The sequence below is a fragment of the Proteus mirabilis HI4320 genome (genome assembly GCF_000069965.1).
GTDB lineage: Bacteria > Pseudomonadota > Gammaproteobacteria > Enterobacterales > Enterobacteriaceae > Proteus > Proteus mirabilis.
This window is the reverse complement of sequence record NC_010554.1, coordinates 1,725,542-1,752,047: the sequence shown is the minus strand read 5'-3', so window position 1 is coordinate 1,752,047 and position 26,506 is coordinate 1,725,542. Positions and strand designations below refer to the sequence as shown.

The 26,506-nt window shown below is 39.3% G+C and carries 23 protein-coding genes; 9 read left to right on the top strand and 14 right to left on the bottom strand.

Annotated features, from left to right (window positions below; all coding sequences use genetic code 11):
- Positions 1-2: 2 nt before the first annotated feature.
- From fliN to fliF, 9 genes are all read right to left on the bottom strand, one after another.
- Positions 3-413, bottom strand: coding sequence for a flagellar motor switch protein FliN (fliN, locus tag PMI_RS08000; RefSeq protein WP_004243521.1), 411 nt, complete (start codon positions 411-413; stop codon positions 3-5).
- Positions 406-1,437, bottom strand: a complete 1,032-nt coding sequence (gene fliM / locus PMI_RS07995) for a flagellar motor switch protein FliM (protein ID WP_004243520.1) — start codon at positions 1,435-1,437, stop codon at positions 406-408. The genes fliN and fliM overlap by 8 nt, the downstream gene beginning before the upstream one ends.
- A 5-nt stretch (positions 1,438-1,442) precedes the next feature.
- Positions 1,443-1,925: a flagellar basal body-associated protein FliL gene (gene fliL / locus PMI_RS07990; protein ID WP_004243519.1), complete on the bottom strand. Its 483-nt coding sequence runs from the start codon at positions 1,923-1,925 to the stop codon at positions 1,443-1,445.
- A 177-nt stretch (positions 1,926-2,102) separates the two neighbouring features.
- Positions 2,103-3,515, bottom strand: coding sequence for a flagellar hook-length control protein FliK (locus tag PMI_RS07985; protein ID WP_012368056.1), 1,413 nt, complete (start codon positions 3,513-3,515; stop codon positions 2,103-2,105).
- The gene (gene fliJ, locus PMI_RS07980) at positions 3,515-3,961 is read right to left on the bottom strand and encodes a flagellar export protein FliJ (RefSeq protein ID WP_004243513.1); all 447 of its coding nucleotides are present in this window, start codon (positions 3,959-3,961) and stop codon (positions 3,515-3,517) included. The genes PMI_RS07985 and fliJ overlap by 1 nt, the downstream gene beginning before the upstream one ends.
- A gap of 30 nt (positions 3,962-3,991) precedes the next feature.
- Positions 3,992-5,365 carry a flagellar protein export ATPase FliI gene (fliI, locus tag PMI_RS07975; RefSeq protein ID WP_004248329.1) on the bottom strand — a complete coding sequence of 458 codons (1,374 nt, stop codon included), beginning with the start codon at positions 5,363-5,365 and terminating at the stop codon, positions 3,992-3,994.
- A complete protein-coding gene (fliH, locus tag PMI_RS07970; protein ID WP_004243511.1) occupies positions 5,365-6,087 on the bottom strand; it encodes a flagellar assembly protein FliH in 723 nt (240 codons plus the stop codon). Before fliH ends, fliI begins: the two co-directional genes overlap by 1 nt.
- Positions 6,080-7,078 carry a flagellar motor switch protein FliG gene (gene fliG / locus PMI_RS07965; protein WP_004243510.1) on the bottom strand — a complete coding sequence of 333 codons (999 nt, stop codon included), beginning with the start codon at positions 7,076-7,078 and terminating at the stop codon, positions 6,080-6,082. The genes fliH and fliG overlap by 8 nt, the downstream gene beginning before the upstream one ends.
- Positions 7,075-8,796 (bottom strand): flagellar basal-body MS-ring/collar protein FliF, encoded by a 1,722-nt coding sequence (gene fliF, locus PMI_RS07960; RefSeq protein WP_012368055.1) that lies wholly within the window; start codon positions 8,794-8,796, stop codon positions 7,075-7,077. Before fliF ends, fliG begins: the two co-directional genes overlap by 4 nt.
- Positions 8,797-9,072: 276 nt before the next feature.
- Here fliF and fliE point away from each other — a divergent pair, with 276 nt between their 5' ends.
- Complete coding sequence (gene fliE, locus PMI_RS07955; RefSeq protein WP_004248328.1) at positions 9,073-9,384, top strand: flagellar hook-basal body complex protein FliE; 312 nt, start codon at positions 9,073-9,075, stop codon at positions 9,382-9,384.
- A gap of 408 nt (positions 9,385-9,792) precedes the next feature.
- On the opposite strand, the gene PMI_RS07950 is transcribed toward fliE, so the two are convergent.
- Positions 9,793-10,485: a fimbrial protein gene (locus PMI_RS07950; protein WP_004250789.1), complete on the bottom strand. Its 693-nt coding sequence runs from the start codon at positions 10,483-10,485 to the stop codon at positions 9,793-9,795.
- Between the two features lie 402 nt (positions 10,486-10,887).
- On the opposite strand from PMI_RS07950, the gene PMI_RS07945 reads away from it, so the two are divergent.
- From PMI_RS07945 to PMI_RS07935, 3 genes are all read left to right on the top strand, one after another.
- Positions 10,888-11,118, top strand: a complete 231-nt coding sequence (locus tag PMI_RS07945) for a DUF6500 family protein (RefSeq protein WP_004248325.1) — start codon at positions 10,888-10,890, stop codon at positions 11,116-11,118.
- Between the two features lie 101 nt (positions 11,119-11,219).
- The gene (locus PMI_RS07940) at positions 11,220-11,435 is read left to right on the top strand and encodes a hypothetical protein (protein ID WP_004243502.1); all 216 of its coding nucleotides are present in this window, start codon (positions 11,220-11,222) and stop codon (positions 11,433-11,435) included.
- A 465-nt stretch (positions 11,436-11,900) separates the two neighbouring features.
- On the top strand, positions 11,901-13,043 hold the full coding sequence (locus PMI_RS07935) for a hypothetical protein (protein ID WP_012368052.1): 1,143 nt from the start codon (positions 11,901-11,903) through the stop codon (positions 13,041-13,043).
- A 293-nt stretch (positions 13,044-13,336) separates the two neighbouring features.
- Here the strand turns inward: PMI_RS07935 and fliT are convergent, their stop codons facing one another.
- From fliT to fliD, 3 genes are read right to left on the bottom strand one after another with little or no spacing between them, the layout of a single operon-like run.
- Positions 13,337-13,690 carry a flagellar protein FliT gene (gene fliT, locus PMI_RS07930; RefSeq protein ID WP_004243500.1) on the bottom strand — a complete coding sequence of 118 codons (354 nt, stop codon included), beginning with the start codon at positions 13,688-13,690 and terminating at the stop codon, positions 13,337-13,339.
- Positions 13,691-13,708: 18 nt separating this feature from the next.
- Positions 13,709-14,107 (bottom strand): flagellar export chaperone FliS, encoded by a 399-nt coding sequence (fliS, locus tag PMI_RS07925; protein ID WP_004243499.1) that lies wholly within the window; start codon positions 14,105-14,107, stop codon positions 13,709-13,711.
- Positions 14,108-14,132: 25 nt separating this feature from the next.
- Positions 14,133-15,551, bottom strand: a complete 1,419-nt coding sequence (fliD, locus tag PMI_RS07920; RefSeq protein WP_004243498.1) for a flagellar filament capping protein FliD — start codon at positions 15,549-15,551, stop codon at positions 14,133-14,135.
- A gap of 386 nt (positions 15,552-15,937) precedes the next feature.
- Here fliD and PMI_RS07915 point away from each other — a divergent pair, with 386 nt between their 5' ends.
- The 4 genes from PMI_RS07915 to fliZ all read left to right on the top strand — a co-directional run bounded on the left by PMI_RS07915 (position 15,938) and on the right by fliZ (position 20,196).
- The gene (locus PMI_RS07915; RefSeq protein ID WP_004243496.1) at positions 15,938-17,029 is read left to right on the top strand and encodes a FliC/FljB family flagellin; all 1,092 of its coding nucleotides are present in this window, start codon (positions 15,938-15,940) and stop codon (positions 17,027-17,029) included.
- 309 nt (positions 17,030-17,338) lie between these two features.
- Positions 17,339-18,442 (top strand): FliC/FljB family flagellin, encoded by a 1,104-nt coding sequence (locus PMI_RS07910; protein ID WP_012368051.1) that lies wholly within the window; start codon positions 17,339-17,341, stop codon positions 18,440-18,442.
- Between the two features lie 442 nt (positions 18,443-18,884).
- Positions 18,885-19,607 carry an RNA polymerase sigma factor FliA gene (locus PMI_RS07905; RefSeq protein WP_004248319.1) on the top strand — a complete coding sequence of 241 codons (723 nt, stop codon included), beginning with the start codon at positions 18,885-18,887 and terminating at the stop codon, positions 19,605-19,607.
- A gap of 58 nt (positions 19,608-19,665) precedes the next feature.
- A complete protein-coding gene (gene fliZ, locus PMI_RS07900) occupies positions 19,666-20,196 on the top strand; it encodes a flagella biosynthesis regulatory protein FliZ (protein ID WP_004243493.1) in 531 nt (176 codons plus the stop codon).
- A gap of 143 nt (positions 20,197-20,339) precedes the next feature.
- Here fliZ and putA read toward each other — a convergent pair whose 3' ends face one another.
- Complete coding sequence (gene putA, locus PMI_RS07895; protein ID WP_012368050.1) at positions 20,340-24,308, bottom strand: trifunctional transcriptional regulator/proline dehydrogenase/L-glutamate gamma-semialdehyde dehydrogenase; 3,969 nt, start codon at positions 24,306-24,308, stop codon at positions 20,340-20,342.
- A 467-nt stretch (positions 24,309-24,775) separates the two neighbouring features.
- Here putA and putP point away from each other — a divergent pair, with 467 nt between their 5' ends.
- Entirely contained in the window at positions 24,776-26,260 is a 1,485-nt protein-coding gene (gene putP, locus PMI_RS07890; RefSeq protein ID WP_004243490.1) for a sodium/proline symporter PutP, read from the top strand.
- The last annotated feature ends 246 nt before the right edge of the window (positions 26,261-26,506 follow it).

Below are 26,506 nucleotides of genomic sequence, written 5' to 3'. Positions count from 1 at the left end.
GATCAACGACTCAGACGGCGCATACGTTCTGAAGGGGTGATGATATCGGTAATGCGAATACCATATTTATCAGAAACGACCACGACTTCTCCTTGGGCGATTAAGTAGCCATTGATAAGAATATCAAGGGGTTCACCCGCAAGCCCATCTAATGACACTACAGAGCCTTGTGATAGGCTTAGGAGTTTTTTAATCGTCATTTTGGTACGCCCTAACTCTACTGTCAATTTGACAGGAATATCCATAATCAAATTGATATCAGATAGATGATTAAGCGTATCATCTTCAGGTAACAGATGTTCGAATACGTCGGAACTATTATCTTGGCTTTTGCCAGTTTGCTGTTCCATTGCATCAGCCCACATATCCTCAGCCGATTGTGAATTATCAGTTGGGCGATTTTCATCACTCATTGGTTTGTTCCTCATCCAGAGCGTTTAAAACAGGGTTAATTAAATGTTCAACACGAAGGGCGTATTGCCCATGAACTGTACCGTATTGACTTGTTAATACCGGCACACCATCAACATGTGCAATCAATCTTTCTGGTTTATCAATAGGGAGTACATCCCCTTTTTTCAGGGTAAGGACTTTTGATAAACGCAGCGGAATGTCAGTAAAGTTAGCAACCAACTCAAGCTCTGAGTGCTTAACTTGGTTTACTAAACTGTCTAACCAAACGCTATCTTCTTGGCGAAGGTTTTCAATTGGTGGATTGATTAGCCGTTCACGTAGCGGTTCAATCATGGCAAAAGGAATACAGATACTAAATTCCCCTACCATAGAGCCAATTTCTACTTGAAAAGGTGTCGTCACCACAATGTCATTTGGTGATGAGGTGATATTGGTAAATTTTACCTGCATCTCAGAACGAACATATTCAACTTGAATTTTGAAGATGGAGTCCCAAGCATCACGATAGGCATCAAGTGCCAGTTTTAACATTTTGTTGATAATACGCTGCTCTGTATTGGTGAACTCGCGTCCTTCAACGGGAATTGGAAAACGCCCATCGCCACCAAACAGGTTATCAACCGCGATATAAACCAGATTCGGCTCAAAGGTAAATAACGCTGTGCCGCGTAACGGTTTTAAATGCACCAAATTTAGATTAGTTGGTACAGGTAGGTTACGGGCAAAGTCATGATAAGGATGAATTTTTATGCCACCAACCGTGATATCAGGGCTTCGGCGAAGCATATTAAACAGCCCCATACGGAATTGACGCGCAAAACGTTCGTTAATAATTTCTAACGACTGTAACCGTTCTCGAACGACACGACGTTGCGTGTTCGGGTCATAAGGCTGAATATCCGGTTCATTCGGATCCTTCGCTATCGCAGGTTCCCTGTTCGCGCTTTTTTGGGCGTCGTCACCTGATGTGTCATCATTCAGCAGAGCATCTATCTCTGCCTGTGAAAGGATATTATCGCTCATAATGATTATCGCAGAATAAACGTGGTAAACAGTACATCGGAGAGGATCTGTTCAGATTCACCCGGTACAAGAGTCGGTCTCAGCGTTTCTTTTATTTCTGTCATGAGTTGTTGTTTCCCCGCATCTGTTGCAATTTTATTAGCGTGTTGACGAGAAAGAAGTAGTAGCAAGCGACTACGAACTTCGGGTAAATAATCATGTAAGCGCTTACGTGTATTCTCATCATGTAAGCGTAACGTGATCCCTATGTAGAGTACGCGATCTAAATGTTCTTCTTCATCAATCAGATTGATGGTAAAAGGCTCTAATGACATAAAAACGGGGGCCGGTATAACTTTTTGCTGACTAGTGCCCGTAGTACCTGATTTAGCATGCTTCAATGCCCACCAACTATATCCACCGAATGCCGCTGCAATAATGGCGATCACCAATAATAGGATGATCAGAATTAAGCTATAGCTTTTACGTTCATTGCTGTAATTAGACATGGACAGTTAAATTCCTGTTTTGTAGTGGATACGTGTTCACTTTTGTGGACTTCCATATCCATCTAAATCAACCTTAATTATCCCGCTATTTCTGTTTTTTAATGGCAGAAACAGATAGGGAAAAAACCATTAACTCTTACGTTTATTGACATAGTGTGTCCTCCCAATACATTTGTATTAGGCAAAAATATCGACACCACCACGAGCAGAGGCTAACTCTTGAGGCGTAAGGGTTATCTTTTGTGCCGTTTCTGAGGCTAATTGCATAGAATTACCCTCGCTTCTTTGATGATTATCGGCACCATTTCCACTAAATTGAGAGGAATCTGACATATTTTGTTGTTGCCAACCGTCATGACTGTCGCTAGACACTTGACTTTGTGTGAGTTGTATCCCATTTTCAGAGAGCGCTTGACGCAAATGATGCAGGGAATTTTCTAACACAGTACGCACTTGTCCATTTTGAGAGGCAAGATGTAATTGAGCCTGTCCATCTTCAATTTTCATGCGAATATGTAATGAACCCAACTCTTCGGGATGTAAACGTAGCTCAGCTTTTTGTAAACCATTACGACTAAACATCACAATTTGCTGATTGAGTTGCTGTTGCCATTCCGGTGTGCCTATTTGTGCATTTAACATCGGGGTAGGCATCGAAGGAAAGTGCATTTGCGCTTGCATCATTGATGACGGTTGCGCATGACTTGCTACTGATGAAGAGGCAAACACCGAAGAGGTCGATAATCTATTGTGTAGATCGCGTTCAGCAATACGGTTATTACCGATTATTTGGTTTGCCAGATTATCGGCTAATTTTGTATTGGCTGATGCTTTGTCATCGGCTAACAATCCATCCGCTTTTTCTGCCACGGAAGATAACAGTGAAGCGTTATCAACTTTCTTTGCTGAATGCCCATTCGTTAAATGGCGAGCTTCATGTGTTGCAAGTTGGGTTAATGACGCTGTCTCAGGGCGTAATTGAGCAAGTAATGATTTGTCATCTGCATTAGCTTGCGTATTGAATTGTTGCCATTTATCGACAAGATCACGTTCAGCACGGGCATTTTCTGCCATAAGGTGAGATAACTCGTTTCCATTCCCAGCATGCTTTAACGAGGTTCCCAATAAATGTGGCTGATGAGCTTGGTTGGCTGAAAGCGATGTAGATTTTAACCCTGCAAGTCCGGCAAGTTGTACTGGAAGCTCTGCCGCTAATTCTTCTGCGGACATTAATGAAGAGGCCGTTTTATTTTCAAGAATTGAGCTAAATTGCTCATTATCAGGTAACGAGAGGGCAAGATGGGTATTTTTCGTTGCTGGCGCCTCTAATGCCGCATATTCAGTGACAATAGTATCAATATCGTCATCATTTTGTTGGTCTTTATTTTTTTCAGTGTGATTGTGCGCCTTATTCTCTTTTGAGGAATGGCCTGAAATAGAGGCGTTTTTTTTATCACTGGGTGTATTCTGAGGTTGAGTACTCAGAAGTTGTGCAAATGTCGACGCATTATCACCGGGTTGACTTGTTGTAGCGGATGTCGTTCCCGGAGAGGTTGCTGTGACATCCATGGTCAGAAGCGTTATCTCCATCAAGTTGTTCTCCGTAAAGTACTACGCTGTGCGTACTCATCCATTTGTTTCTGCTCAATACGATCAAGTTGTCGCTTACGGCTATCTTCAGCGCGTTGCTCCAATGTCTCAAACGCATTGAGTCGTTGCTGTTTTTCTCGCCAATGTTCCGTTGCAAGGTCGAGTTGCGCTTGCCAATGACGAAGTTGCTGTTTATGTTGCTCGATAGTTAATTCAAGTGTTTTGAGAAATTGTTGATAGTTTTGCCATGATGCTGATGACATGCCTCCCACATTTAACGTCTGGTTGAGACGAACACGGTATTCATCCTGATACCCGATCAACATATTGAGTTGCTGTTCCATCTGTTGATGACTCTGGCGGACTTGGGCTAGTTGGACAGCGGCTTGTTCTGCCGCTGTCTGTGCCAGTTCCCTCAGTGTCACTAAAGGTGACTGCTCCCGCATTGGAACCCTCTTTATTTTTCCTGATTATGTTCAGAATGAATCTAGTGTGATCAGTTGATTAAGTTGTTCACAAGCATGTTGATAGCTACATTGCTCTTGAATATCTTGTTGTAAGAATTTTGCTAATGATGGATAAAGGGCAATCGCCTTATCCAGCATAGGATCACTGCCTGTGGCATAAGCCCCTACATTAATTAAGTCGCGATTGCGCTGATAACTGGATAATAGCTGCTTAAATACTTGTACTCGGCGATAATGTGTTTTATCAATCAGTGAGGTCATCGCACGGCTAATGGACGCTTCAATATCAATAGCAGGGTAGTGACCCGATTCCGCCAGTGAACGCGAAAGCACGATATGGCCATCCAAAATAGCACGGGCAGAATCAGCGATTGGATCTTGCTGATCGTCACCTTCTGTTAACACGGTATAGAAAGCAGTAATGGAGCCACCACCATCAACGCCATTACCGGCACGCTCAACAAGTGCGGGTAATTTTGCAAATACAGAAGGGGGATAACCTTTTGTCGCCGGCGGTTCACCAACGGCTAAGGCAATTTCACGCTGCGCCATGCTATAGCGAGTTAACGAATCCATAATTAATAAAACATGTTTACCGCGATCACGAAAATCTTCGGCAATACGGGTTGCATAAGAAGCACCTTGCATTCGTAAGAGTGGTGAAACATCAGCAGGTGCTGCTACTACCACCGAGCGTGCTAATCCTTCTTTACCTAGGATATTCTCAATAAAGTCTTTAACTTCACGACCACGTTCACCAATAAGCCCTACGACAATGACGTCGGCTTGAGTAAAACGCGCCATCATACCTAATAGAACACTTTTCCCGACACCCGAGCCGGCAAAGAGTCCCATACGTTGGCCACGACCGACCGTAAGCAGTGCATTGATGGCACGTACACCCACATCAAGTACATCTGTAATGGGGGTACGTTGTAATGGGTTGATAGGTGGTGTAATCAGTGGTGCACGATAACTGGTATCTGGCGGCGGTAAACCATCTAGCGGATCACCTGAGCCATCAAGTACGCGGCCTAATAAGGCATCACCAAGGGGTAATTGTCGGCCTTCGCCTTCACGACCGGGGATCGATTGAGCGTAGACTCGAGCACCTGGGGTTAATCCTTCCACTTCTTGTAGTGGCATGAGTAACATTTGGCTACCGTTAAATCCGACGACTTCACTTTCAACTTCTTCAACCGTTTTACCAATGGTACGTTCTATTAAGCAGGTAGAGCCAAGGGGCATAACTAGCCCCTTAGCTTCCATGACTAAGCCTGTAGCACGGGTTAAGCGACCATATTGGCGAATGCGCGGAATTTTATTTAAACGAGATTCTGCATCAGCGAGTTTTTCTAACCAACGCCCCAATCTTGCGGTCATTACAACGCCTCCGGTGCAGCAAGACGACACAATTCATGCCAACGTGTCGCAATTGTGGAATCAAGATCACCATCATTGGTTACAACACGGCAGCCCCCTACATGGATACTATTATCAGCCACCACTTTCCAACCGTGGGCGGTAAGAGAATCGCCTAATTCCTTTTCAATCAGAGGGATATGTTTAGGGTTAATCCGTAGCTGCGGATCCCCTGCAAACATCTGCTCTTGTTGCAACATCAGTGTAATTTGAGCAAGTAATGCAGAGCCATCACAGACCGCAGGTTGTCCAAGTACTTCTTTGGCCGCTGTGAGTGCTATCTGCATTAATCGTGAGGCAATAACACTATCTAAACCATTTAATGAATGTCTAAATTCAGCTAATAAGCCTTGCCATTCATTAATAAAAGGTTCTTGTTTAGCAATGCCTTGACGGATACCTTCTTCGATACCCGATTGTAATCCTGCCTGATAGCCTTCCTGATAACCCTGGTTTTTCCCTGCCTCAAAGCCTTCAGCATGGCCCAGTTTTTGGGCCTTTTCTTTCATGTCATCAAGCATATTAATTTGCTCGAGGACTTTCTGTTGCTGAACGACTTCTTTTTCTTGATTTTCGTCTTCCTTCTCGTCTAACCCCGTGTCTTCCTTGACTTTTAATTCCCAGTCAATAAGTTCTTTTGGAACCCAAGGCTTCCAGTTTGTATCAGTATTTTTATCAGACATAGGTATCGTCTCCTCCATGAAGAACAACTTCACCGCTCTCAGCTAAGCGACGTACAATAAGCAGAATTGCTTTTTGCTCAGCTTCCACTTGAGACATGCGAACAGGTCCACGAGACGCCAAGTCATCACGCATAATTTCAGCAGCACGCTGCGACATATTGTTGAGGAAATGATCGCGTAGTTCTTGATCGCAACCTTTTAATGCCACAACCAAGGATTCGGATTCCACTTCCTGTAGAATGCGCTGAATTGAACGGTTGTCGATATCGATAAGGTTTTCGAACAGGAACATTTCGTCGATAATTTTCTGTGCCAATTCGCCGTCGTAGTCGCGTACTGCGGTGATAACATTTTCTTCTTGCTGACTTTTCATCAAGTTGATAATTTCAGCTGCAGTACGAACACCACCCATTTTGCTACGTTTGAGATTTTGACCATCAAGTAAATTGTTCAGTACTTCCGTTAATTCAGCTAAGGCTGATGGCTGAACACCACCAAATGTTGCGATACGTAACATAACGTCATTACGTAATTTCTCATCAAACAGAGCAAGAATATCAGCGGCTTGACCACGTTTTAAGTGAACTAAAATGGTGGCGATAATCTGTGGATGTTCATCACGGATAATATCGGCAGCCATTTGTGGCTCCATAAAGTTAAGTGTCTCAATACCTGTTGTGGTTTCACGGGTTTCTGAGATCTCATCGAGCAGATTATTAGCACGCTCTTCACCTAAGGCTTTAACAAGTACAGAGCGTAAATAATCATTAGCATTCACATTTAATGCTGCATACTGAACAGCATCTTCTTCGAAGCTTGCCATCACATCAATGAGTTGTTGATTGGAGATCTGACGCATAGAAGACATCGCAATACTCAGTTGTTGCACTTCACGTGTCGTTAGATGTTTAAATACTTCTGCTGCGCGATCTTCACCCAATGTCAGTAACATAACGGCGCTTTTTTCGGTTCCAGTTAAGTCATTACTCATTGTTCTTTACTCATCCATTGACGAATTACCATGGCTACAACACGAGGATCTTTTTCTGCCATCTCTCGAATACGTTGGCTTTGTAATTCGGCACTAACACGTTGACGTGCTTGTTTACGTCTTGATTCTTCATCTAATTCGGCTTCGTTGACATCATCTGTCACTTCAAGCTTGGTTTTCAAAATCGCTTTTTGTGCGGCGACTTCTGCTTCACGGCGTTTTTCAAGTTGAGGTTTCACTAATTTACGCCATAAGATCCACGCGATGATAACAAGCAATAACCAGCGGCCTAAATCTAATGCTTTAGCCAATATTTGTGGATTTTCCCACACAGGAACGCTAATCACTGGCTCTTCGGTATCGTTAAATTGAGAATTAACCACACTTAAAGAGTCACCACGCTCTTGGGAATAACCCATCGCTTCACGTACTAAACTTTCAATTTGTTGAAGCTGTTCATCGGTTAACGGAACTTGTTTATTTTCGACAATAGGCTCTTCACCTTCTGTTGCTTTTTTCTTGTCTTCTACGGTTTTGTAATTGACGATTACCGCAACAGAAAGGCGCTCAATATTGCCAACAGGTCGTTTAACATGACGAATACGACGATCTACTTCATAGTTGGTTGTTTCATCTAAACGGCTATTGCTGTTTGGATTACGTGTCATTGAACGATTAGCATTGGTAGATGTTGTTTTCTCATCAGCCGTCGTGTCTTTGGCTTTTTCAATCGGCGCTTGCGGTGGTGCAACAGGTTGATTAGATAACGCACCGGGCACACCGCCAGCTAACATGCCTCCATTTTGCTCACTTTGGCTCACTTGTTTTGAGCGTACTGCAGCTTGGTTAGGGGGCTGATTAGGCTTGTACTCTTCAGCGGTTTCTTCTGTATGAGAAAAATCAACTTGAGCGGTGACCTGCGCATGAACATTACCACGCCCAACAATAGGGCCTAATAGTGTTTCAATACGTTGCTGGTAGCGACTTTCCAACTCTTGGACATATTTGAGTTGAATAGAATTAAGATCACGACCTAAAGCATCGGGCTGTGTTAATAACTTACCGCTTTGATCAACAATGGTCACATTACTATCGGGCATACCTGCAACACTACTTGCTACAATATGTACGATGGCATTAATTTGACCTTCGTCCAAGGCTCTACCTTGCAGCAGACCTACTGTTACAGAAGCAGAAGGTGATTTTTGCTCACGAACAAAAAGAGAGGGTTTAGGTAATGCTAAATGAACACGAGCATTTTGCACTGGACCTAAGGTTTCGATGGTACGAGCAAGCTCCCCTTCAAGTGCACGTTGATAGTTAATCTGTTCACTGAACTGGCTGATCCCAAACTTTTCTTTATCAAGTAGTTCAAAACCGGCAGCTCCACCTTTTGGAAGCCCCGCTTGTGCGAGTTTCAGGCGTAATTCATGAACCTGATTGTCAGGTACCATAATCGCAGAACCATTTTGTGATAGGCGATAGGGTACATTCATTTGTGTTAACTGTGTGACAATTTCGCCACCATCTTTATCGCTAAGATTACTATAAAGCACTTTATAATCAGGGCTTTGTAGCCATAAAAAAGCAGCAACAAAAATGGCAATCGCCGCCGATCCCGCAATAATAAGCGGAATTTTCGGATCGGCTTTTATCCGGTTAATAATGGCGTTAAAACCTTTTTTCTGGTTCACAACGTCGGTTTTTTCGGCATTCATAGACAATCCTTGCCTTGTAGTTCGGGATGAATACTAAAAGCGTGGCGTAACAAAACAGACTCCCCTTACGCAAATAAATAAACCTACTCTCAGGTGTCTCATTATTGGCCTTTTGCGTTTCATTTAATGGCGTAATTAGCCTTTAACTTTTGCGTTAATTACTCGCTTTGGAATGAAGCCCCTGTGTTAGGGTATTACTCGGTAAGCGTGTTGGTTCACCTACTTACTATGACATTGATTCAAAAATTGAATTAGATGATTAACGCAGAGGTTTATATGTCAATTCCAGCTATTGAAAGTGTTCTGGATAAAATGCAAATTCAAACTTTACAAGCATCCAATATTGCCAAACCCCAGCCAGTACAGGCAGGATTTGCAACTCAGTTGGTTCAAGCAGTAGGTAAAATTAACGAAACTCGTGTTAATGCAACCAACAAAGTACAAGCATTTACGTTAGGTACGCCCGGTGTTGAATTAAATGATGTGATGGTGGATATGCAAAAATCCAGCATCTCATTACAAATGGGCGTACAAGTGCGTAATAAGCTGGTCGCCGCTTATCAAGAGATTATGTCAATGCAGGTGTGATAAAATTAACTCATTGAGATAAAAGAATATTATCTTTGTTGTGGCTTGATGGGGACATATAGGGGATAGGAGCATTCAATGTTTGGCTTAATAGCAATATTTGGTTTTGCTCGTATTCATGCATCTAAGCATCATATTATCCTGTACCATTTTTGCTGATGGGTCCCCCATCTGTTGATGAAGTGATAATATTACCTCTGAATGGGGGACCAATTTACTTATGCTACTACAAGCACAGAAGGTGAAAGAGGAACCCAGACAAAAAGAAGAGGAAGAAAATAAGGGCATCAATAGCGCAGCAGAAATTGATAATTGATTAATTATATAAATTAGGCCTCTTTATTTTTTAACGTAAAAGATAATCACAATATAAAGGTTAATTATAATGTGATTATCAATATGTTAAAATTAGACCCCAAAGTTAAAAGTGAGAACAACCTCTCCGACAAAATCTAATCCATCAGCAATATCTATTCCTTTTTTACTTAGTGCATCTTTGGATAAAATAAAAGTACGACTTGTCTTTCCTTGACTGAAATTCGCTTGGAAAATTTCACCTGAAATGAGAGACAGAGAGTTTTTATTAATATCTGATTGTTGTTCTGAGGTCCAACCATTGGTAGGGCCTTTGTATAGGACGTTATTAAATTTATTCCCCGTAATAGCAACATCATTTGCTCGTGAAATATACGCAGGCTTACCATCGACAGTAATATTTGTCCATATAAAAAAAGCTGCACCAACAGCGGCTTCAGGATTTGCTTTATCAACTAAATGAAATTGTCCTGTCGTATCATTAGCTAATTCCGCACTGTCATAAGTATCAGATGCAACAAAGGTTAAATATGTTTTAGCATCACATTCAACCGTAACGGTATTTTTACCTGTAGCTAAAGGATACTCGTAGTTTTTCGATTGAGGGATAAGTGTTGGGCTTATGACTCCGTAATCAAAAATAACATCACTTTGTGTCGCCCCATGAACAGTACAAGTTGGTGGCTTAATATCACCATTGATTTTTAAGTTAGCAACAGGCGTTTTAGCCAATACCGGCGTTGATATTACACTCAGCATAGCAAGACTGAGTAATACTTTTTTCATATCATTATTCCTTTATTCTTTTTTAGAGGATAAATAACAAAACAATATTATATAATACACCTTTTATTCATTTATTTAATGTTAAATAAATATATTCTTTAATATATCTAATTTAGACTTTCTTAAAGTGAGTTTATTTTACTACCCGATATTCTCTAAAAGAAATAATTAAAAATAGTGTTTTAATCCCGATTGGTAAATGTGGATTTTATATTAATTAAATAAGATTTGTAATTAGATACTCTTATTTAGATTGTTTTATATTTTTATATAAATATAATTAAATTAATCAACTTTAAAACACTCATTTTTAATAAAATCCTTTCCGTCATTTTCGTATTCACAAGACAACATTTCCCATGTAAGCTGTACTAACTAACAACGCACTGAGTGACACAAACGATGCGCAGAATGTTGCAGCAAAAAATCATCCAAGTATGTGATACAAAAATAGCGCAAAAGGGAGAAGGGGTAGGCCTCTCTTTTTATGCTTTTTTTGCTAATAAAAATGATGATCCTGAATTATTAATGGAAGCGGCAACTTGGTGGATAATGACGCATAAATTAGATCATTTTGAAAAAGCCACAAAAATTAAGAAGATGATACAAACTGAAATGGACGCTAATCGCTAAATCTGTACGCTGTTATCATTTTTATCAACCTGATACGAAAAAACTGAAAATTATTGATTATTATCACATTAACGTCAGTCATAAACCGTTATGGTAATTTTATGATTAATAACGTAAACGGTGATGATATGGAATATTGGTTTATTGCGTATAAAGTGCGTTCCAGAAATGGTGATACCTACGCCGGGCATAAAATAGTAGAAACTGAGAGTGGGATCACACCCCATATTGCGTTAGAAAAAGCATGTCAGGAAGTTGCACAAGGGGCTCAAGCTGATATTCCTGCGGTGAGAGTTGTGGCATTTAATCGTTTATAAGCGTATCAATTGATAAAAATCTCGTTAAGATCATTAGCGAGATTTTTTTGTTTTTATCTCAACTTCAACGGTAAGAAGAAAAATAAACACTTCGTTAATGATTTATTTTTAACCACTCTCTTCACTATCCCAATTCACTATCACAATAAATCATAAATCTATTAAGATTTAGTCTCTTAACTTCGTGAAATATTCGATATTATTTTTATAATCAAAATAATTTTTTCGCTAAAAAAGCAGATAATGAATAGCATTAGTTTAATTAAGATGGCTATACAGCAATTAATATACGACTTAACTTAAATAGTTATTAATTATGTGATCTGAACTGTGATAATGACTTTTTTATATTTGAATAAAAAAAGTGTCGTCGTTAAAGTTTACTTGAGCTAAGGAATAGCTCGATACAAGGAAACAGAGATCATATTTTGATTTTTTAGTAAAACATACAAGGAATTTTTAATTATGACAGTATTAACCGTTTATTTATGTGGTACCGGCGCTTCATCTTTTGATAATAATAATCATAATAATCCTGTTTATTGGCAAGGTGAGCTTGTTTCCACCTTGGCGCATAATAATCTAGATCGCGAATTTGCTCAGTGGTTTATTGTAGATGGCCCAGGTAGCGGTAATTTGCAAGAAGATGATTTATGGGTTGAAAGCCCTAATTATTCAGATATAAAAGGCTCTTTATTTGGCAGTGGATGGGAAGAAAATGTTGAACATGCACTGTGCTTAATGAAAGGCAACTTTGACTGGCAACGTGAAAAGTTAACAGAACAACAATATAATCAACTGAAAAAAGCGGGTATTCCCATTGAAGATGTTGAAGTGACTGGCTCTTTTTTATGGCGTAAATATAATTATGGTGACCGCTATGTCACTCAACAACAACTTCAGCAACAAATTATTCGTACCTTTCGCAAAGATGGCATCATTCCCACCCAAGTGAATTTAATGGGTTGGAGCCGTGGTGGCATCACCTGTCATATGCTTGCCAATGCCATGTTAAAAGATCCCCTATTAAAAGATATTCCGGTCAATATTTTTGCTATTGATCCCGTCCCAGGGCCACTTAATTTCCAACCAGAAAAGGTGACACTAGGTAGCAATGTTAAGGAATATGTCGGATTTTATGCCATTGATGAACGCTCAAAAGGATTTGCTTGCGTTATTCCAACCGTGACTGCTGAGACGAAAATGCATATTTTCCCGCTTTCAGGACGCCATGCGACTTTAGTAGGCAATGCTGCTATTGATGGTAGTGAAGGTAAAAATGCACTATTTTCACCGGGGTTAATTGTGCGACATTTTGCAGAAAGATGTTTAACACGTTGGGGATGTCAATTAGCGAACAAGCTAGAATTAACTGATAAGGAGATATTTGAGCATCATACTGATATTAAAAATGATGCAGATAAATATATTGCTATGCGCCGTAAAACTTATTCCATATATGAAAGTAGCGGTGATGATGAACGTAAAGTTTCATTAGGTAAAGAGGGGAAAGCATTCTCTGATATATATGGGGCACAATATGAGCCTTCTATGGCATTAACCGCAGACTATTTTGCAGATCCTCAACTCTACGATGTGATTAAATAAAGCAATTATTATCTATTTGAAACAGTAAGTTTATCGCCTGCCATGTGTAGGCGATTTTTATTTATCGGTGATGATATCAGTAAATGAAGAACAAATAGATGGGGAAGAGCAGATGATGATAGCGATAGTCGAATGATATAGTGTAATAAATTCAGTTTTTATTATGTTATTTTTATATCATATCGTTTAATTGTCACAACGTTACCGATAACAAATAATATCGTATAACAAGAAATAACTCGGTAAATAAAGACGCCATTAGCTAATAAAACCGCTTTTGGCGCAGAGGAAAGTTATTTTAGATTGAGATCAGGATAATAACTATGCTCTGAAAACTGACCATAGCTATTTTGTACCCTCTGCTCTTGTTCAGTCTGTCTTATTAAAACAGCGAGCTTATCTAATCTTGCTCGTAATAAATTTCGCGTCTCATTTTCATTTTCGAGTATTTTCTTTAACATATTGGTGAGCTGCTGTTGTATTATCAGCTCACCCTCAGTGGGTTTTATCATCTTAGTGATAATTTCTACACTCTTTAAATAATCCATTTCCATTTCTATCAGCTGATCCCACTGCTGATTTTTGGCAAGCGTTAACATTTGCTCACTTAATTTCAAAACCTGCTCGTAAGCTGCCATTATATCCATATTTGCTGTCCACGCTTTTTAATAAGAATTAATCTGTGTGCCAATTTGTTGCCAAGCATCAGAAATTTCAGTTAATAACTTGATGACTTCATGAATTTTTTCTGGATTATTTTTTAAATTGGCATCGAGTAGTTGAGTGATCATATAGTCGTAAAGTAATGCTAAATTTTCAGCAAGCTCCTCCCCTTTTTCTTTATCCAGCCCCTGTTTTAAGCCGTTGCCAATAATGTTAATAGCTTTAGAAATATTTTCTCCTTTACCGGCGATATTTCCTTGTTCCATTAATATTAATGCACGGCGAAGGGCGCTTAGCGCCCCATTAAATAGGATTTGGATCAGCTGGTAAGGTGAAGCATTTAAAATCTCACTTTCAACATCGATTTGAGCATACATTTTACTGGCTGATTGTTGATACATAATATCCTAATATCCTACTTAAAAATTAGCGTAATAAACGTTCAATTGATGCACTTGAGTTAGTCATGGCATTAACCATTTTATCTAATAATTGAAACTGTTTTTTATAACGTTCCATCGTCGCTTCAATAGTACGTTTGGTATTTTTAATTTGGTTATCTAACGATTTTTTACGTTTTTTAACACCATCAGTGGCAATATCAAGGGTGCCGTCGTTGGATTGCAGCGTTTTTTTCAGGTAATTATAGGTTTGAGTACCAAATCCTGTTTCTTTACCATCACCCATAAAAAACTCTTTGACGTTAGCAGGTTTTTCTTTTAATGCTTTATCGAGTTTTTTATCATCAACTTCTAATGTGCCATCTACTTTAAATTTAATGCCCATTTTATTAAGGGTATCAATCTCAGATGAAGATTGAGAACGAGTGATAAAGCTTTTTAGCTCAGACATAATCATCCGGCTAGTGGTATCACCTAATAACACACCATTGTCTTTAGAGGCATCTTCACCTTTTTCAACTTGGGTGTACTTGGTGAAATCTTTATAGGTTTTATTTAATTCATTATAAGCATCGGTCCAGGCTTTTATGGCCTTTTTCATTGGCTCAATATCACGCGCAACCGTAATAATTTCAGGCTTATCTACGCCATCTTTATTATCATTGGTTTTTTTCTTAAGATTTAACGTGATCCCTTCAGGCGCATCTTTAATTTCATTAGTTTGACGTTCAATTTCAATCCCATTAATCGTTAACTTTGCATTATTTGCCTTAACGATCTCTGTCATTGCACCACTGTTTGTTTTAGTGGAGTAGCTAATAAAATCGTTAAGCTTACTATCACCTTCAACAGTGATTTCCATTTGAGAATCTGTACCTTCTTTACGAGAAGTCAGAACTAAATGGTTAACGCCATCTTGGGCTTTTACAATAGTGGCAGAAACGTTGCCTTCTTTTTTATTGATAGCATCACGTAATTCAATAATAGAAGTTTGACTATCTGTTAACTCTATTTTTAAAGGCTCTTTTTCACCTTTTTGGGTGATCACTAAAGTCCGTGTTTTGCCTTCACCTAATGTTTCACCAATAGGATCTTTGATATCACTGACGGCTTTTGATTTCAGTGTTTGAGCATGGGCAAGCTCTGTTACCGAGACCGTATAATTACCAATGCTTGCTTTACCATCAGTGGTTACTTTAAAAGCATCAAACTCATCATCAACTTTGGTGGCGACGATTTTATCGAATTTTTTTAATTCTTCAGATGCTTTCTGTAATTTATCTAATTGGCTACGAATTTTTCCATATGCAGTAATTTGTGCATCGTAGCTTTTCATCTGTTTGTCTAAAGGTTCAAGGCGCTTATTTTCCGCAGCCTCTAATTGCATTAATGTCTCGCCAAGTGGCATCTTGGCGCCTATTCCTAGTGCACTAATACCAGCCATACTGGTCTCCTTTCTGTGTTCGTAAAATAATCCCTACACAGCGTTATCGGAAGAATTGGCGAAAAGTTTACGTCTATTTACTATTTTTGATGAGGGAAACAGACCGCCATATAGAAGCCTTTTATTGTCATTGAATACTAAAGTCGAATTTTGCATAAGAAAAAAGGTTTATGACGAGAATTGATAAAAATAATATAAAAAAATAATAAATTAATTTCTTTATATATCATTTAGTTAATGGCGATTCTATAAAAAATCACAGAAAAATTTGTTGGAAAAGTTAAAGGTTGTATCTGGGGTGCCGATAAACTTGTTGCCGGTGATTGACACCGTAAATGAATAGGCAAACTTTTATTTTATCGACTTGATTTTAAAGGAATCTAGCTATGGCACAAGTCATTAATACCAACTATCTATCCCTGGTAACTCAAAACAACCTGAACAAATCTCAGGGAACTTTAGGAAGTGCAATCGAGCGTCTGTCTTCTGGTCTACGTATCAACAGTGCAAAAGACGATGCAGCGGGTCAAGCAATTGCTAACCGTTTCACTTCAAACGTAAATGGTTTAACTCAAGCTTCACGTAATGCGAACGATGGTATCTCTATCGCTCAAACAACTGAAGGTGCATTAAACGAAATCAACAATAACTTACAACGTATCCGTGAGTTAACTGTTCAAGCGAAAAACGGTACTAACTCTAATTCAGATATCACTTCTATCCAAAACGAAGTGAAAGAACGTTTAGACGAAATCAACCGTATTTCTGAACAAACTCAGTTTAACGGCGTGAAAGTACTGAGCGGTGAGAAATCAGAAATGGTTATCCAAGTTGGTACTAACGATAATGAAACTATCAAATTTAACTTAGATAAAGTTGATAACGATACATTAGGTGTTGCTAGCGATAAACTGTTTGATGCTAAAACAGAGAAAAAAGGTGTTACAGAAGCAGGTGCTGCAATCGATGCGAAAGATATCGGCGTTGCTGGTGCAACTTCATACGATTCAGGTACAGTAAAAGAATATAAAGTAGATGGTGTTGTTTCTGCTGATAAAGTAATTTTCAATGATGGTACTAAAGATTACCTCGTAAATAAAAGCGATTTCGCACTGGAAGGTGCTGACAAAGCTAAATTTACTGGTGCTAAAACAACTGAATTTACAGCAGATGCAGGTAAAGACGTTAAAACTTTAAACGTTAAAGATGACGCTTTAGCAACTTTAGACAAAGCTATCAACACCATTGATGAAAGCCGTTCTAAATTAGGTGCGATTCAAAACCGTTTTGAATCTACTATCAACAACCTGAACAACACTGTTAACAACTTATCTGCTTCACGTAGCCGTATCTTAGATGCTGACTATGCAACAGAAGTTTCTAACATGAGCCGTGGTCAAATCTTGCAACAAGCGGGTACTTCAGTACTTGCTCAAGCAAACCAAGTACCACAAACTGTTCTGTCTCTGTTACGTTAATTCGTACCCTGACACAAAAGATACCTTTCTATATCAAAGGCCCTCATCTGAGGGTCTTTTTTGTCATTTTATTTTATATTTAAACTCACTCTGTTTTAGTTTATTTTTTTCTCTCCATCTATTTTTGTTTTTTCTGCTAGTCATTATCTCTTATAAATTAATTAATTGGCTTTTTTTACTATTTTCGCGACGCGAAAACACATAAATACCTTCGATTTAATGACGATAGTGTTTAGGCAACGTTATTACAGGAGTGTAATAACAAACCTATTAATTAAAAATTTTCAAATAAAATTGAAGGAATATTGTATGGCACAAGTTATTAATACTAATTATCTGTCTTTAGTCACTCAAAATAATCTAAATCGTTCACAAAGCGCACTTGGTAATGCAATTGAACGTTTATCTTCAGGTATGCGTATTAACAGCGCGAAAGACGATGCGGCAGGTCAAGCTATTGCTAACCGTTTCACTTCAAATATTAACGGTTTAACTCAAGCATCTCGTAATGCGAATGATGGTATTTCAGTGTCTCAAACCACTGAAGGTGCATTGAACGAAATCAACAATAACTTACAACGTATTCGTGAATTAACTGTTCAAGCGAAAAACGGGACTAACTCTAACTCAGATATCACTTCTATCCAAAATGAAGTTAATCAACGTTTAGATGAAATCAATCGTGTTTCAGAACAAACTCAGTTTAACGGTGTGAAAGTACTGAGTGGTGAAAAGTCAAAAATGACCATTCAAGTCGGTACTAATGACAATGAAGTGATTGAATTCAATTTAGATAAAATTGATAACGACACATTAGGTGTTGCTAGTGATAACCTGTTTGATGCTAAAACAGAGAAAAAAGGGGTTAAAGCAACAGGTGATGCTATCGATGCAAACGCTCTGGGCATTTCGGGCGGTACAAAATACGCGACTGGTGTTTCAGTAAAAGAGTATAAAGTAGATGGTAAGGTTTCTGCTAATAAAGTTGTCTTAAAGGATGGTAGCGACGAGTACGTAGTAAGTAAATCAGACTTTACATTAAAATCAGGTACTACTACTGGTGAAATTGAGTTCACTGGTAGTAAAACCATTAAATTTAAGGCAGATGCAGGTAAAGATGTTAAAGTTTTAAATGTTAAGGATGACGCTTTAGCAACTTTAGATAACGCAATTAGTAAGGTTGATGAAAGCCGCTCTAAATTAGGTGCGATTCAAAACCGTTTCCAATCTACTATCAATAACTTAAATAACACTGTTAATAACTTATCTGCTTCACGTAGCCGTATCTTAGATGCTGACTATGCGACAGAAGTGTCCAATATGAGTAAAAATCAAATCTTGCAACAAGCAGGTACTGCTGTACTGGCTCAAGCAAACCAAGTACCACAAACTGTTCTGTCTCTGTTACGTTAATCCTTCATTAAACTCATCTTCAGATCCCACCCACAGCCATTTTTGCTGTGGGTGTTTTTTCATCAAAACAATTGTTTTTTTTATTAATCATGGATAGGTATTCCCATTGATGGGTTGTAGGTAAAAATAGATAAAAGATAAGTAATATGATTTATATGTTATTTTTTTATCAACAAAATACAGATTTGATGAATACATTTCTTTCAATAAGACAAAATATCAATTTATTTAACGGTTTTTCTGCGGATTAGTATGACCCATCTTAAGGTACAGTATGTACTTGTAATGCAATAACAAATTAAATTATCAATGAAAACCCAATTTTCGCTGAAAATTTAGCATAGGTGAAAAAGAGGGGCTTTTGCTTCACTGTTCAGCCGATTGCTAACACTATTTCGTCGGATAATGGTTTCCGGTCTTTTATCCAAAGGTGTCTTTTGTTGTGAGTGATTTGTATACCGCCGAAGGCGTGATGGACAAAAATAGCCTCTGGGAGCGATATGTCCCTTTGGTTCGCCATGAAGCATTACGATTACAGGTCAAGTTACCTGCGAGTGTTGAATTGGATGATCTTTTGCAAGCAGGGGGGATTGGCCTACTGAATGCTGTTGAGCGTTATGACTCAATGCAAGGTGCCGCCTTTACTACTTATGCTGTGCAACGTATTCGAGGCTCTATGTTAGATGAGCTACGAAGTCGTGATTGGGCGCCCCGTAGTGTGCGCCGTAATGCAAGAGAAGTGACACAATCCATTCATCAGTTAGAGCAGGATCTAGGACGACCACCATCAGAACAGGAAGTTGCTGATCATTTGCAGATTGAGTTAGCAGAATACCGGCAGATCCTATTGGATACAAATAACAGCCAGTTGTTCTCTTATGACGAATGGCATGAAATTTACGGTGAAAGCTGTGAACCGTCTCAAGACGAAGATCACGATGACAATCCTTTACAAATGTTATTGGAAAGTGATATTCGCCAAAGAGTCATAGACGCGATAGAATTGCTTCCCGAAAGGGAAAAAATGGTTCTTACCCTGTATTATCAGGAAGAACTTAATTTGAAAGAAATAGGCGCAGTGCTTAATGTCGGGGAATCCCGCGTAAGTCAGCTACACAGCCAAGCAATCAAAAGGCTGCGAGCACGCTTAAACCCAGAGAAATAGAAGTTTTGCTTATTTTTGTTTTTATTTATTAAGACTACAACACAGGGCTTTATCTCTTATGTCTGTTTCAACACAAAAGAAACGGCCGCTAAGCCGTTACATTAAAGACTATAAACACAGCCAAACTCATTGTTTGCATTGCCATAAGGCGCTTGATCGGATTTCTCTCGTATTCAATCGCCAAGTTATCAATAAAGAAGCCATTTCTGAAATGACAGATTTAATTGATGATGAAACATGGGAAACCTTGCAAGGAAAGTTTTCTGCGCTGTGCCGTTTTTGTAGTGAGATTTACTGTAATAGTGAAACTGATTACTTTGACATTATGTCTTTTAAGCAGTATTTGTTCGAACAAACGGAGATGAGCCACAGTACTGTTCGTGAGTATGTGGTTCGTTTACGTCGACTCGATGAATTGCTGACTTCCACTAATTTTCCTCGTCAAGAATTCACGACAGAGAAAATTCAGTCAGACTTGAGTAAAAAGCTCACTCCCTCCGCATTTAGTAACTACAACATTGCCCTACGTAAGTATGAGCAATATCTTGATTGGTGCCAAGCGCCAACCTCGATGAGTAGTGGTCACTAATCGCATTCAAGAGAGACCTAAAAAAAGGGGTAACATTATGTTGCTCCTTTTTATTTTTTATTCCAGAAATAAAAAAACCACCTTTAATAGATAAGTAAGTTAAAGGTGGTCTCAAAAATAAAGTGAGAAAGAGAACGCTGGGTTTAACTGATTGTCATTAAGCTGGCATTGCCTCCGGCAGCGGCGGTATTGACGCTTAATGCTCGTTCATGCAATAAACGCTCTAATAACAATGCTGTCTCACCACGTGAGAAGCCTTGTACTGAAATAATAGCCCCTTTACGTTGTGCAATTTGCTGACAAGTCTCTTTTAACTGATCACTATCACCATGATAAATAACGGCATTAATGCTTAGTGACTCATCTTGCCAGTTGTCCGTGAGAGTGATTGCTTTTCTGATCATATCAGGCAATTCACGATAGGTTTTTTGCGAGAAAACAGCATTATGGACAATAGCATGGCATCCTGATGCAAAGACTCCCGCTAACTGAGTAAATATATCTTGCTCATTATCTGAGAGACAAAGCACCTTGCCACAAGGGACTAATTGATAGGTATTACGCTCGCCAGTAGGCCCCGGCAATACGCGCAATGTTCCGGCTTGTGATGCATTGGCGTATTCTTCTAGCGCCTGATAATGTGCAGGTTCCGTTTTATTTGCTAACCACGTCATATAGTGATGATAGGTTTGTAATAACTTTTGTCGCATAGAGGCATCAAGGGGTAATGTTTCATCTTGACGTGCTAAGGTTTGTGTTATGGCATTTTCAGGACGTTTTGATAATAAACGATACAGATAAGCAGGGCCTCCAGCTTTTGGCCCCGTGCCCGATAAACCTTCACCACCAAAAGGTTGTACCCCGACAACAGCACCTACCATATTGCGGTTTACATATAAATTTCCTACTTTTGCATGAGTCGCTACATAAGCGATAGTTTCATCAATACGGGTATGAACCCCCATTGTTAATCCATATCCAGTCGCATTAATTTCAGCTAATAAAGCAGGCAGATCTTGGCTTGAGTAACGTACGACGTGCAGTACAGGGCCAAAAATCTCTTTTTTAAGTGAGCTAATTTTATCTAACTCAATTAAGGTAGGAGGAACAAAAGTACTGTTATTTTCAGCCTGTTTAGTAAGTTGATTATAGGTTGCTTGATAAACGTCAAAACCCGCTGTGCGCATAGTTTGAATATGTTTTTCAATACCCGCTTTTGCCTCTTTATCAATTACAGGGCCAATATCTGTTGATAAGAGACTTGGATCACCTATTATGGCTTGTGCCATTGCGCCTTTTAACATTTCAATCGTGCTATCAGCCACCTCTTCTTGAATACAGAGAATACGCAAAGCAGAACAACGTTGACCCGCACTATCATAAGCAGAGGCCATAACGTCAGTGACCACTTGTTCCGTTAAGGCAGAAGAGTCGACAATCATGGCGTTTAAGCCACCTGTTTCAGCAATTAAAGGAACAGGGCGACCTTCGCTATCGAGTCTACCCGCTAAGGTTTTTTGCAGAATGTGGGCAACTTCGGTAGAGCCTGTAAACATCACACCACGCACGCGTTCATCTGCCACTAATTGTGCACCAATGGTCTCCCCTTGACCCGGTAAGAGTTGTAATGCACTGCGAGGTACTCCTGCTTGATAAAATAGTTCTACGGCTTTAAAAGCAATCAGAGGGGTTTGCTCCGCAGGTTTGGCCAGTACGGTATTACCTGCCGCTAACGCTGCTGCAATTTGTCCACTAAAGATGGCTAATGGGAAGTTCCAAGGACTAATACAGACAACAGGGCCTAAAGGACGATGGGTATTATTATCAAAATCATTTGCCACTTGTGCTGAGTAATAATAAAGAAAATCAATCGCCTCACGCACTTCTGCAATAGCATTACTATAGGTTTTGCCCGCTTCTCTGACTAAGACACCCATTAATGGACCCATTTGCTGTTCCATCAGTTCTGCTGTGCGGACTAAAAACGCCGCTCTTTCCGCAGGTGGGGTTGCAAACCAAATTTCACCATTTTCTTGGGCAATATCTAAAGCAAAATTAGCTTCGGCGGCCGTTGTTTCACGTACTGTACCGACGACATCGGTGTGATTTGCCGGATTGAGTATAGATTGTGGTGCAATCACTTCTTCTGCACTATTACACTCACCACCAAGGAGAGGATGACTGTGAATTTTTTCCATCGCAGAGGTCAGTAATGCACTGGATAATGAGGCTAAACGATGCTCATTAGACATATCAATCCCCGGTGAATTTTTGCGTTCATCACCATAAAGCTGCATTGGGAGCGGGATTTTAGGATGTGAAAGTCCGATTTGTCCTTCAGCTTGCGCAATTTTATTGATCTCTTTAACCGGATCGGCAACTAATTCATCTAAGGAGATGGTGGTGTCAGCGATACGATTTACAAACGAGGTATTTGCACCATTTTCTAATAATCGACGCACAAGGTAAGCCAGTAGGGTTTCATGAGTACCTACTGGCGCATAGATACGACAAGGGCGACCAAGTTTACCATCAGCAATTTTACCCACAACTTGTGCATAGAGGGGTTCACCCATACCGTGTAAGCATTGGAATTCATATTGACCAGGATAGTAATTTTGACCCGCTAGATGATAAATGGCTGATAAAGTATGGGCATTATGCGTGGCAAATTGCGGATAAATATAATTCGGTGAAGCAAGCAGTTTTTTCGCACACGCAAGGTAAGAGACATCGGTATATACTTTACGGGTATAAACAGGATAATCTTCCAGTCCATCCATTTGCGCGCGTTTAATCTCACTATCCCAATAAGCCCCTTTTACTAAACGGATCATTAAACGGCGACGACTGCGGCGAGCTAAATCAATAATATAATCAATCACTAAAGGGCAGCGTTTCTGATAGGCTTGAATAACAAATCCTATACCATTCCAACCCGCTAATTCAGGCTCGAAGCAGAGTTTTTCTAATAAATCGAGGGATATTTCCAGTCTATCCGCTTCTTCTGCATCAATATTAATACCAATATCATATTGCTTGGCTTGTAGCGTTAAAGAGAGTAGGCGAGGGTAAAGCTCCGACATCACTCTATCATATTGAGCTCGACTATAACGGGGATGTAATGCTGAAAGTTTAATGGAGATCCCCGGTCCTTCATAAATACCTCGTCCATTAGAGGCTTTACCAATGGCATGGATGGCTTGTTGATAAGAGACTAAATAGTCTTGCGCATCTTTTTCCGTTAGGGCCGCTTCTCCTAGCATATCATAGGAATATCTAAAGCCTTTTTCTTCAAGTTTGCGTGCATTGGCTAACGCTTGGGAGATAGTTTCACCGGTGACAAATTGTTCCCCCATTAACCGCATCGCCATATCAACGCCTTTACGCACTAAAGGTTCACCACTTTTAGTTAAAATGCGATTTAGAGAATTAGATAATTTCTCTTCGTTATGGGTAGAGACGAGTTTGCCTGTAAACAGTAGACCCCAAGTGGCGGCATTGACAAACATAGATTGGCTTTGCCCTAAATGCGAGCGCCAATTGCCATGGCTAATTTTATCTCGGATCAGGGCATCACGGGTTGCTTTATCAGGAATACGCAATAAAGCTTCGGCTAAACACATTAAGGCAACCCCCTCTTGGGAAGAGAGAGAAAACTCTTGCAGTAAGCCTTGTACCAGACCTGAGCGTCCAACACCCTGTTTTTGTTTGCGTAATTTTTCTGCAATGGAGTAAGCCAGTTTATGCGTGGCTTGAGCCTCATGCTCAGGTAGCGTTGCCTGCTGTAGTAGCATAGGCACTGCTTGTGTTTCAGGTATACGATAAGCAGAAGTAATTGCCGAGCGTAACACCGATTGTGGGTGGATCTGCTCTGCAAATTCTAAAAACGGTTGATAATGTGCCGTTAGGGGATCAGTGCTTTCTTCAATATCTTGCTCAGCCTGTGTAATAGGGGTTAGGGTGAGCTGATCATTTTCAATTTGTTCAAGATAATTGAAGATGGCTTGTTTAATTAGCCAATGAGATGTTCTATCTAATTTTTGTGCAGCATCTTTTAATCTATTACGGGTTTCTTCATCAAGTCTAACACCCATTGTTGTGCTACTCATGCAGTGCTCCTCATATCGTGCATCTTACTTATACGGCACATTGACCAGTTATTTTTCTTAATATCAGTCATGTTGCAACTTTGTGCAACATTGTTAACAATAAATTTATAAATAATGTGAAAGTTGTCAGGTTTTATAAATGGTTAAAAAATACTATCTTAGATAGATAAATAATACTTATAATTCATTGGCTTATATATTTTTCTTCAATGGGAAGATAATATTAATCTCTTTCAACCGAAGCAAATAGTGTGAAGTTACATACAAAAATTAAACACCGATACGTTAATTTCTTGTTAAATGCTTATAACCTATTCTAGGATTGATATGAATGTTTTATTTGTTACAGTAAGAAATTATTTTAAATAAAAACTGATAAGGTCATTGGTGTGCAACGAAGTGCAACGTTCCTGCATAAGTTGAAAGCATAGCAATTGATCGTAACAGATATATGGAGAACTGCGATTATGGCTCTAAATTCGCCAATGCTAATTACCTTTACGATCTATATATTGGGGATGCTTTTTATCGGCTATCTAGCGTATCGATCAACAAAAAATTTTGATGATTATATTTTAGGGGGCCGAAGGCTTGGTAGTGTAGTAACGGCACTTTCTGCGGGCGCTTCTGATATGAGTGGCTGGCTATTAATGGGATTACCAGGTGTGGTTTTTTTTGCGGGGATCTCCGAAAGTTGGATAGCCATTGGTTTATGTTTAGGTGCATGGCTTAACTGGCGTTTAGTTGCAGGGCGATTACGTTTACAAACAGAAAAAAACAATAATGCACTGACTCTACCAGACTATTTAACTTCTCGCTTTGATGACAAAAGCAAAATGCTACGCATTATTTCTGCGTTAGTTATTCTTATTTTCTTCACTATTTATTGTGCATCAGGTGTCGTCGCAGGAGGTATGCTTTTTGAGTCTACCTTTGGCATTCCTTATCATGAAGCGATGATTTATGGTGCACTAGCAACCATTGCATATACTTTCCTAGGTGGTTTTTTGGCGGTAAGTTGGACGGATACGGTACAAGCCACATTAATGATTTTCGCACTTATTCTGACACCAATTATTGTTATTTTCTCAATTGGTGGAATTGACACCTCTATAGAGATCATTAAAGCGAAAGATCCGGCTTATCTTGATATGTTTAAAGGGCTTGATTTTATTGCTATTGTTTCATTATTAGCTTGGGGATTAGGTTATTTTGGACAGCCTCATATTCTCGCGCGTTTTATGGCTGCAGATTCAAATCAAACTATTCGTAAAGCGCGCCGTATTGGTATGACTTGGATGATCCTCTGTTTAGGCGGAACGGTGGCGGTGGGCTTCTTTGGTATTGCTTATTTTGAAGTTAATCCGACCGTTGCAGGTCCGGTTATGGCTAAAAATGAGCGTATCTTTATGGAATTAGCTTCGTTACTTTTTAACCCGTGGATAGCTGGTATTTTGTTATCTGCGATTTTAGCTGCGGTAATGAGTACGTTAAGCTGCCAATTATTAGTCTGCGCCAGTGCATTAACTGAAGATTTATATAAGCCTTTTATTCGTAAAAATGCCAGTCAAAAAGAGCTAGTTTGGGTTGGTCGTGGCATGGTGTTATTAGTTGCGGTTATCGCTATTTATTTAGCCCGTGATCCAGAAAATAAAGTACTTGATTTGGTGAGTAATGCTTGGGCAGGATTTGGTGCTGCATTTGGTCCGGTGATCCTTATCTCTGTCACTTGGAAACGTATGACTCGTAATGGTGCTTTTGCGGGAATGTTAATTGGTGCATTAACGGTACTGGTATGGATGCAATATAAATGGTTCGGTCTTTATGAAATTATTCCGGGCTTTATTTTCGCGTCCATAGCCATTGTTATTGTCAGTTTAATGGGTAAGTCACCAACGGCAGAAAATCAACAACGTTTTGATGAAGCAGAAGCGGAATATCGTAACACTTAATTATTAATAAGCAGTAAGATTTTATTTAATGAAATACCATCTATATAAGAATATAGGTGGTATTTTTTTGGCAAAATAACAGTAAATATTAACCATTAAAGGGTTTTGTTTAGCATGATATTAATAGCATTAAGATTGCTTAATCAAAGCGATATTTAACCCATCAAACTTCATTGATGCTGTTATTAGTCAATAATACTGATACTAATATTTTTATTGGTTTAATATTTTGTAATACACTTATTT

What these genes read in the sequence shown, in the direction of transcription:
- fliZ (WP_004243493.1), top strand. Translation starts at nt 19,666, where the DNA reads ATGTCTGTTTCAACACAAAAGAAACGGCCGCTAAGCCGTTACATTAAA.
- fliL (WP_004243519.1), bottom strand. Translation starts at nt 1,925, where the DNA reads ATGTCTAATTACAGCAATGAACGTAAAAGCTATAGCTTAATTCTGATC.
- fliE (WP_004248328.1), top strand. Translation starts at nt 9,073, where the DNA reads ATGTCAATTCCAGCTATTGAAAGTGTTCTGGATAAAATGCAAATTCAA.
- fliD (WP_004243498.1), bottom strand. Translation starts at nt 15,551, where the DNA reads ATGGCTGGTATTAGTGCACTAGGAATAGGCGCCAAGATGCCACTTGGC.
- fliF (WP_012368055.1), bottom strand. Translation starts at nt 8,796, where the DNA reads ATGAATGCCGAAAAAACCGACGTTGTGAACCAGAAAAAAGGTTTTAAC.
- fliH (WP_004243511.1), bottom strand. Translation starts at nt 6,087, where the DNA reads ATGTCTGATAAAAATACTGATACAAACTGGAAGCCTTGGGTTCCAAAA.
- PMI_RS07935 (WP_012368052.1), top strand. Translation starts at nt 11,901, where the DNA reads ATGACAGTATTAACCGTTTATTTATGTGGTACCGGCGCTTCATCTTTT.
- PMI_RS07945 (WP_004248325.1), top strand. Translation starts at nt 10,888, where the DNA reads ATGCGCAGAATGTTGCAGCAAAAAATCATCCAAGTATGTGATACAAAA.
- putP (WP_004243490.1), top strand. Translation starts at nt 24,776, where the DNA reads ATGGCTCTAAATTCGCCAATGCTAATTACCTTTACGATCTATATATTG.
- fliN (WP_004243521.1), bottom strand. Translation starts at nt 413, where the DNA reads ATGAGTGATGAAAATCGCCCAACTGATAATTCACAATCGGCTGAGGAT.
- fliS (WP_004243499.1), bottom strand. Translation starts at nt 14,107, where the DNA reads ATGTATCAACAATCAGCCAGTAAAATGTATGCTCAAATCGATGTTGAA.
- putA (WP_012368050.1), bottom strand. Translation starts at nt 24,308, where the DNA reads ATGAGTAGCACAACAATGGGTGTTAGACTTGATGAAGAAACCCGTAAT.
- PMI_RS07910 (WP_012368051.1), top strand. Translation starts at nt 17,339, where the DNA reads ATGGCACAAGTTATTAATACTAATTATCTGTCTTTAGTCACTCAAAAT.
- PMI_RS07950 (WP_004250789.1), bottom strand. Translation starts at nt 10,485, where the DNA reads ATGAAAAAAGTATTACTCAGTCTTGCTATGCTGAGTGTAATATCAACG.
- fliM (WP_004243520.1), bottom strand. Translation starts at nt 1,437, where the DNA reads ATGAGCGATAATATCCTTTCACAGGCAGAGATAGATGCTCTGCTGAAT.
- fliT (WP_004243500.1), bottom strand. Translation starts at nt 13,690, where the DNA reads ATGGATATAATGGCAGCTTACGAGCAGGTTTTGAAATTAAGTGAGCAA.
- PMI_RS07940 (WP_004243502.1), top strand. Translation starts at nt 11,220, where the DNA reads ATGATTAATAACGTAAACGGTGATGATATGGAATATTGGTTTATTGCG.
- fliG (WP_004243510.1), bottom strand. Translation starts at nt 7,078, where the DNA reads ATGAGTAATGACTTAACTGGAACCGAAAAAAGCGCCGTTATGTTACTG.
- fliJ (WP_004243513.1), bottom strand. Translation starts at nt 3,961, where the DNA reads ATGCGGGAGCAGTCACCTTTAGTGACACTGAGGGAACTGGCACAGACA.
- fliI (WP_004248329.1), bottom strand. Translation starts at nt 5,365, where the DNA reads ATGACCGCAAGATTGGGGCGTTGGTTAGAAAAACTCGCTGATGCAGAA.
- PMI_RS07915 (WP_004243496.1), top strand. Translation starts at nt 15,938, where the DNA reads ATGGCACAAGTCATTAATACCAACTATCTATCCCTGGTAACTCAAAAC.
- PMI_RS07985 (WP_012368056.1), bottom strand. Translation starts at nt 3,515, where the DNA reads ATGGAGATAACGCTTCTGACCATGGATGTCACAGCAACCTCTCCGGGA.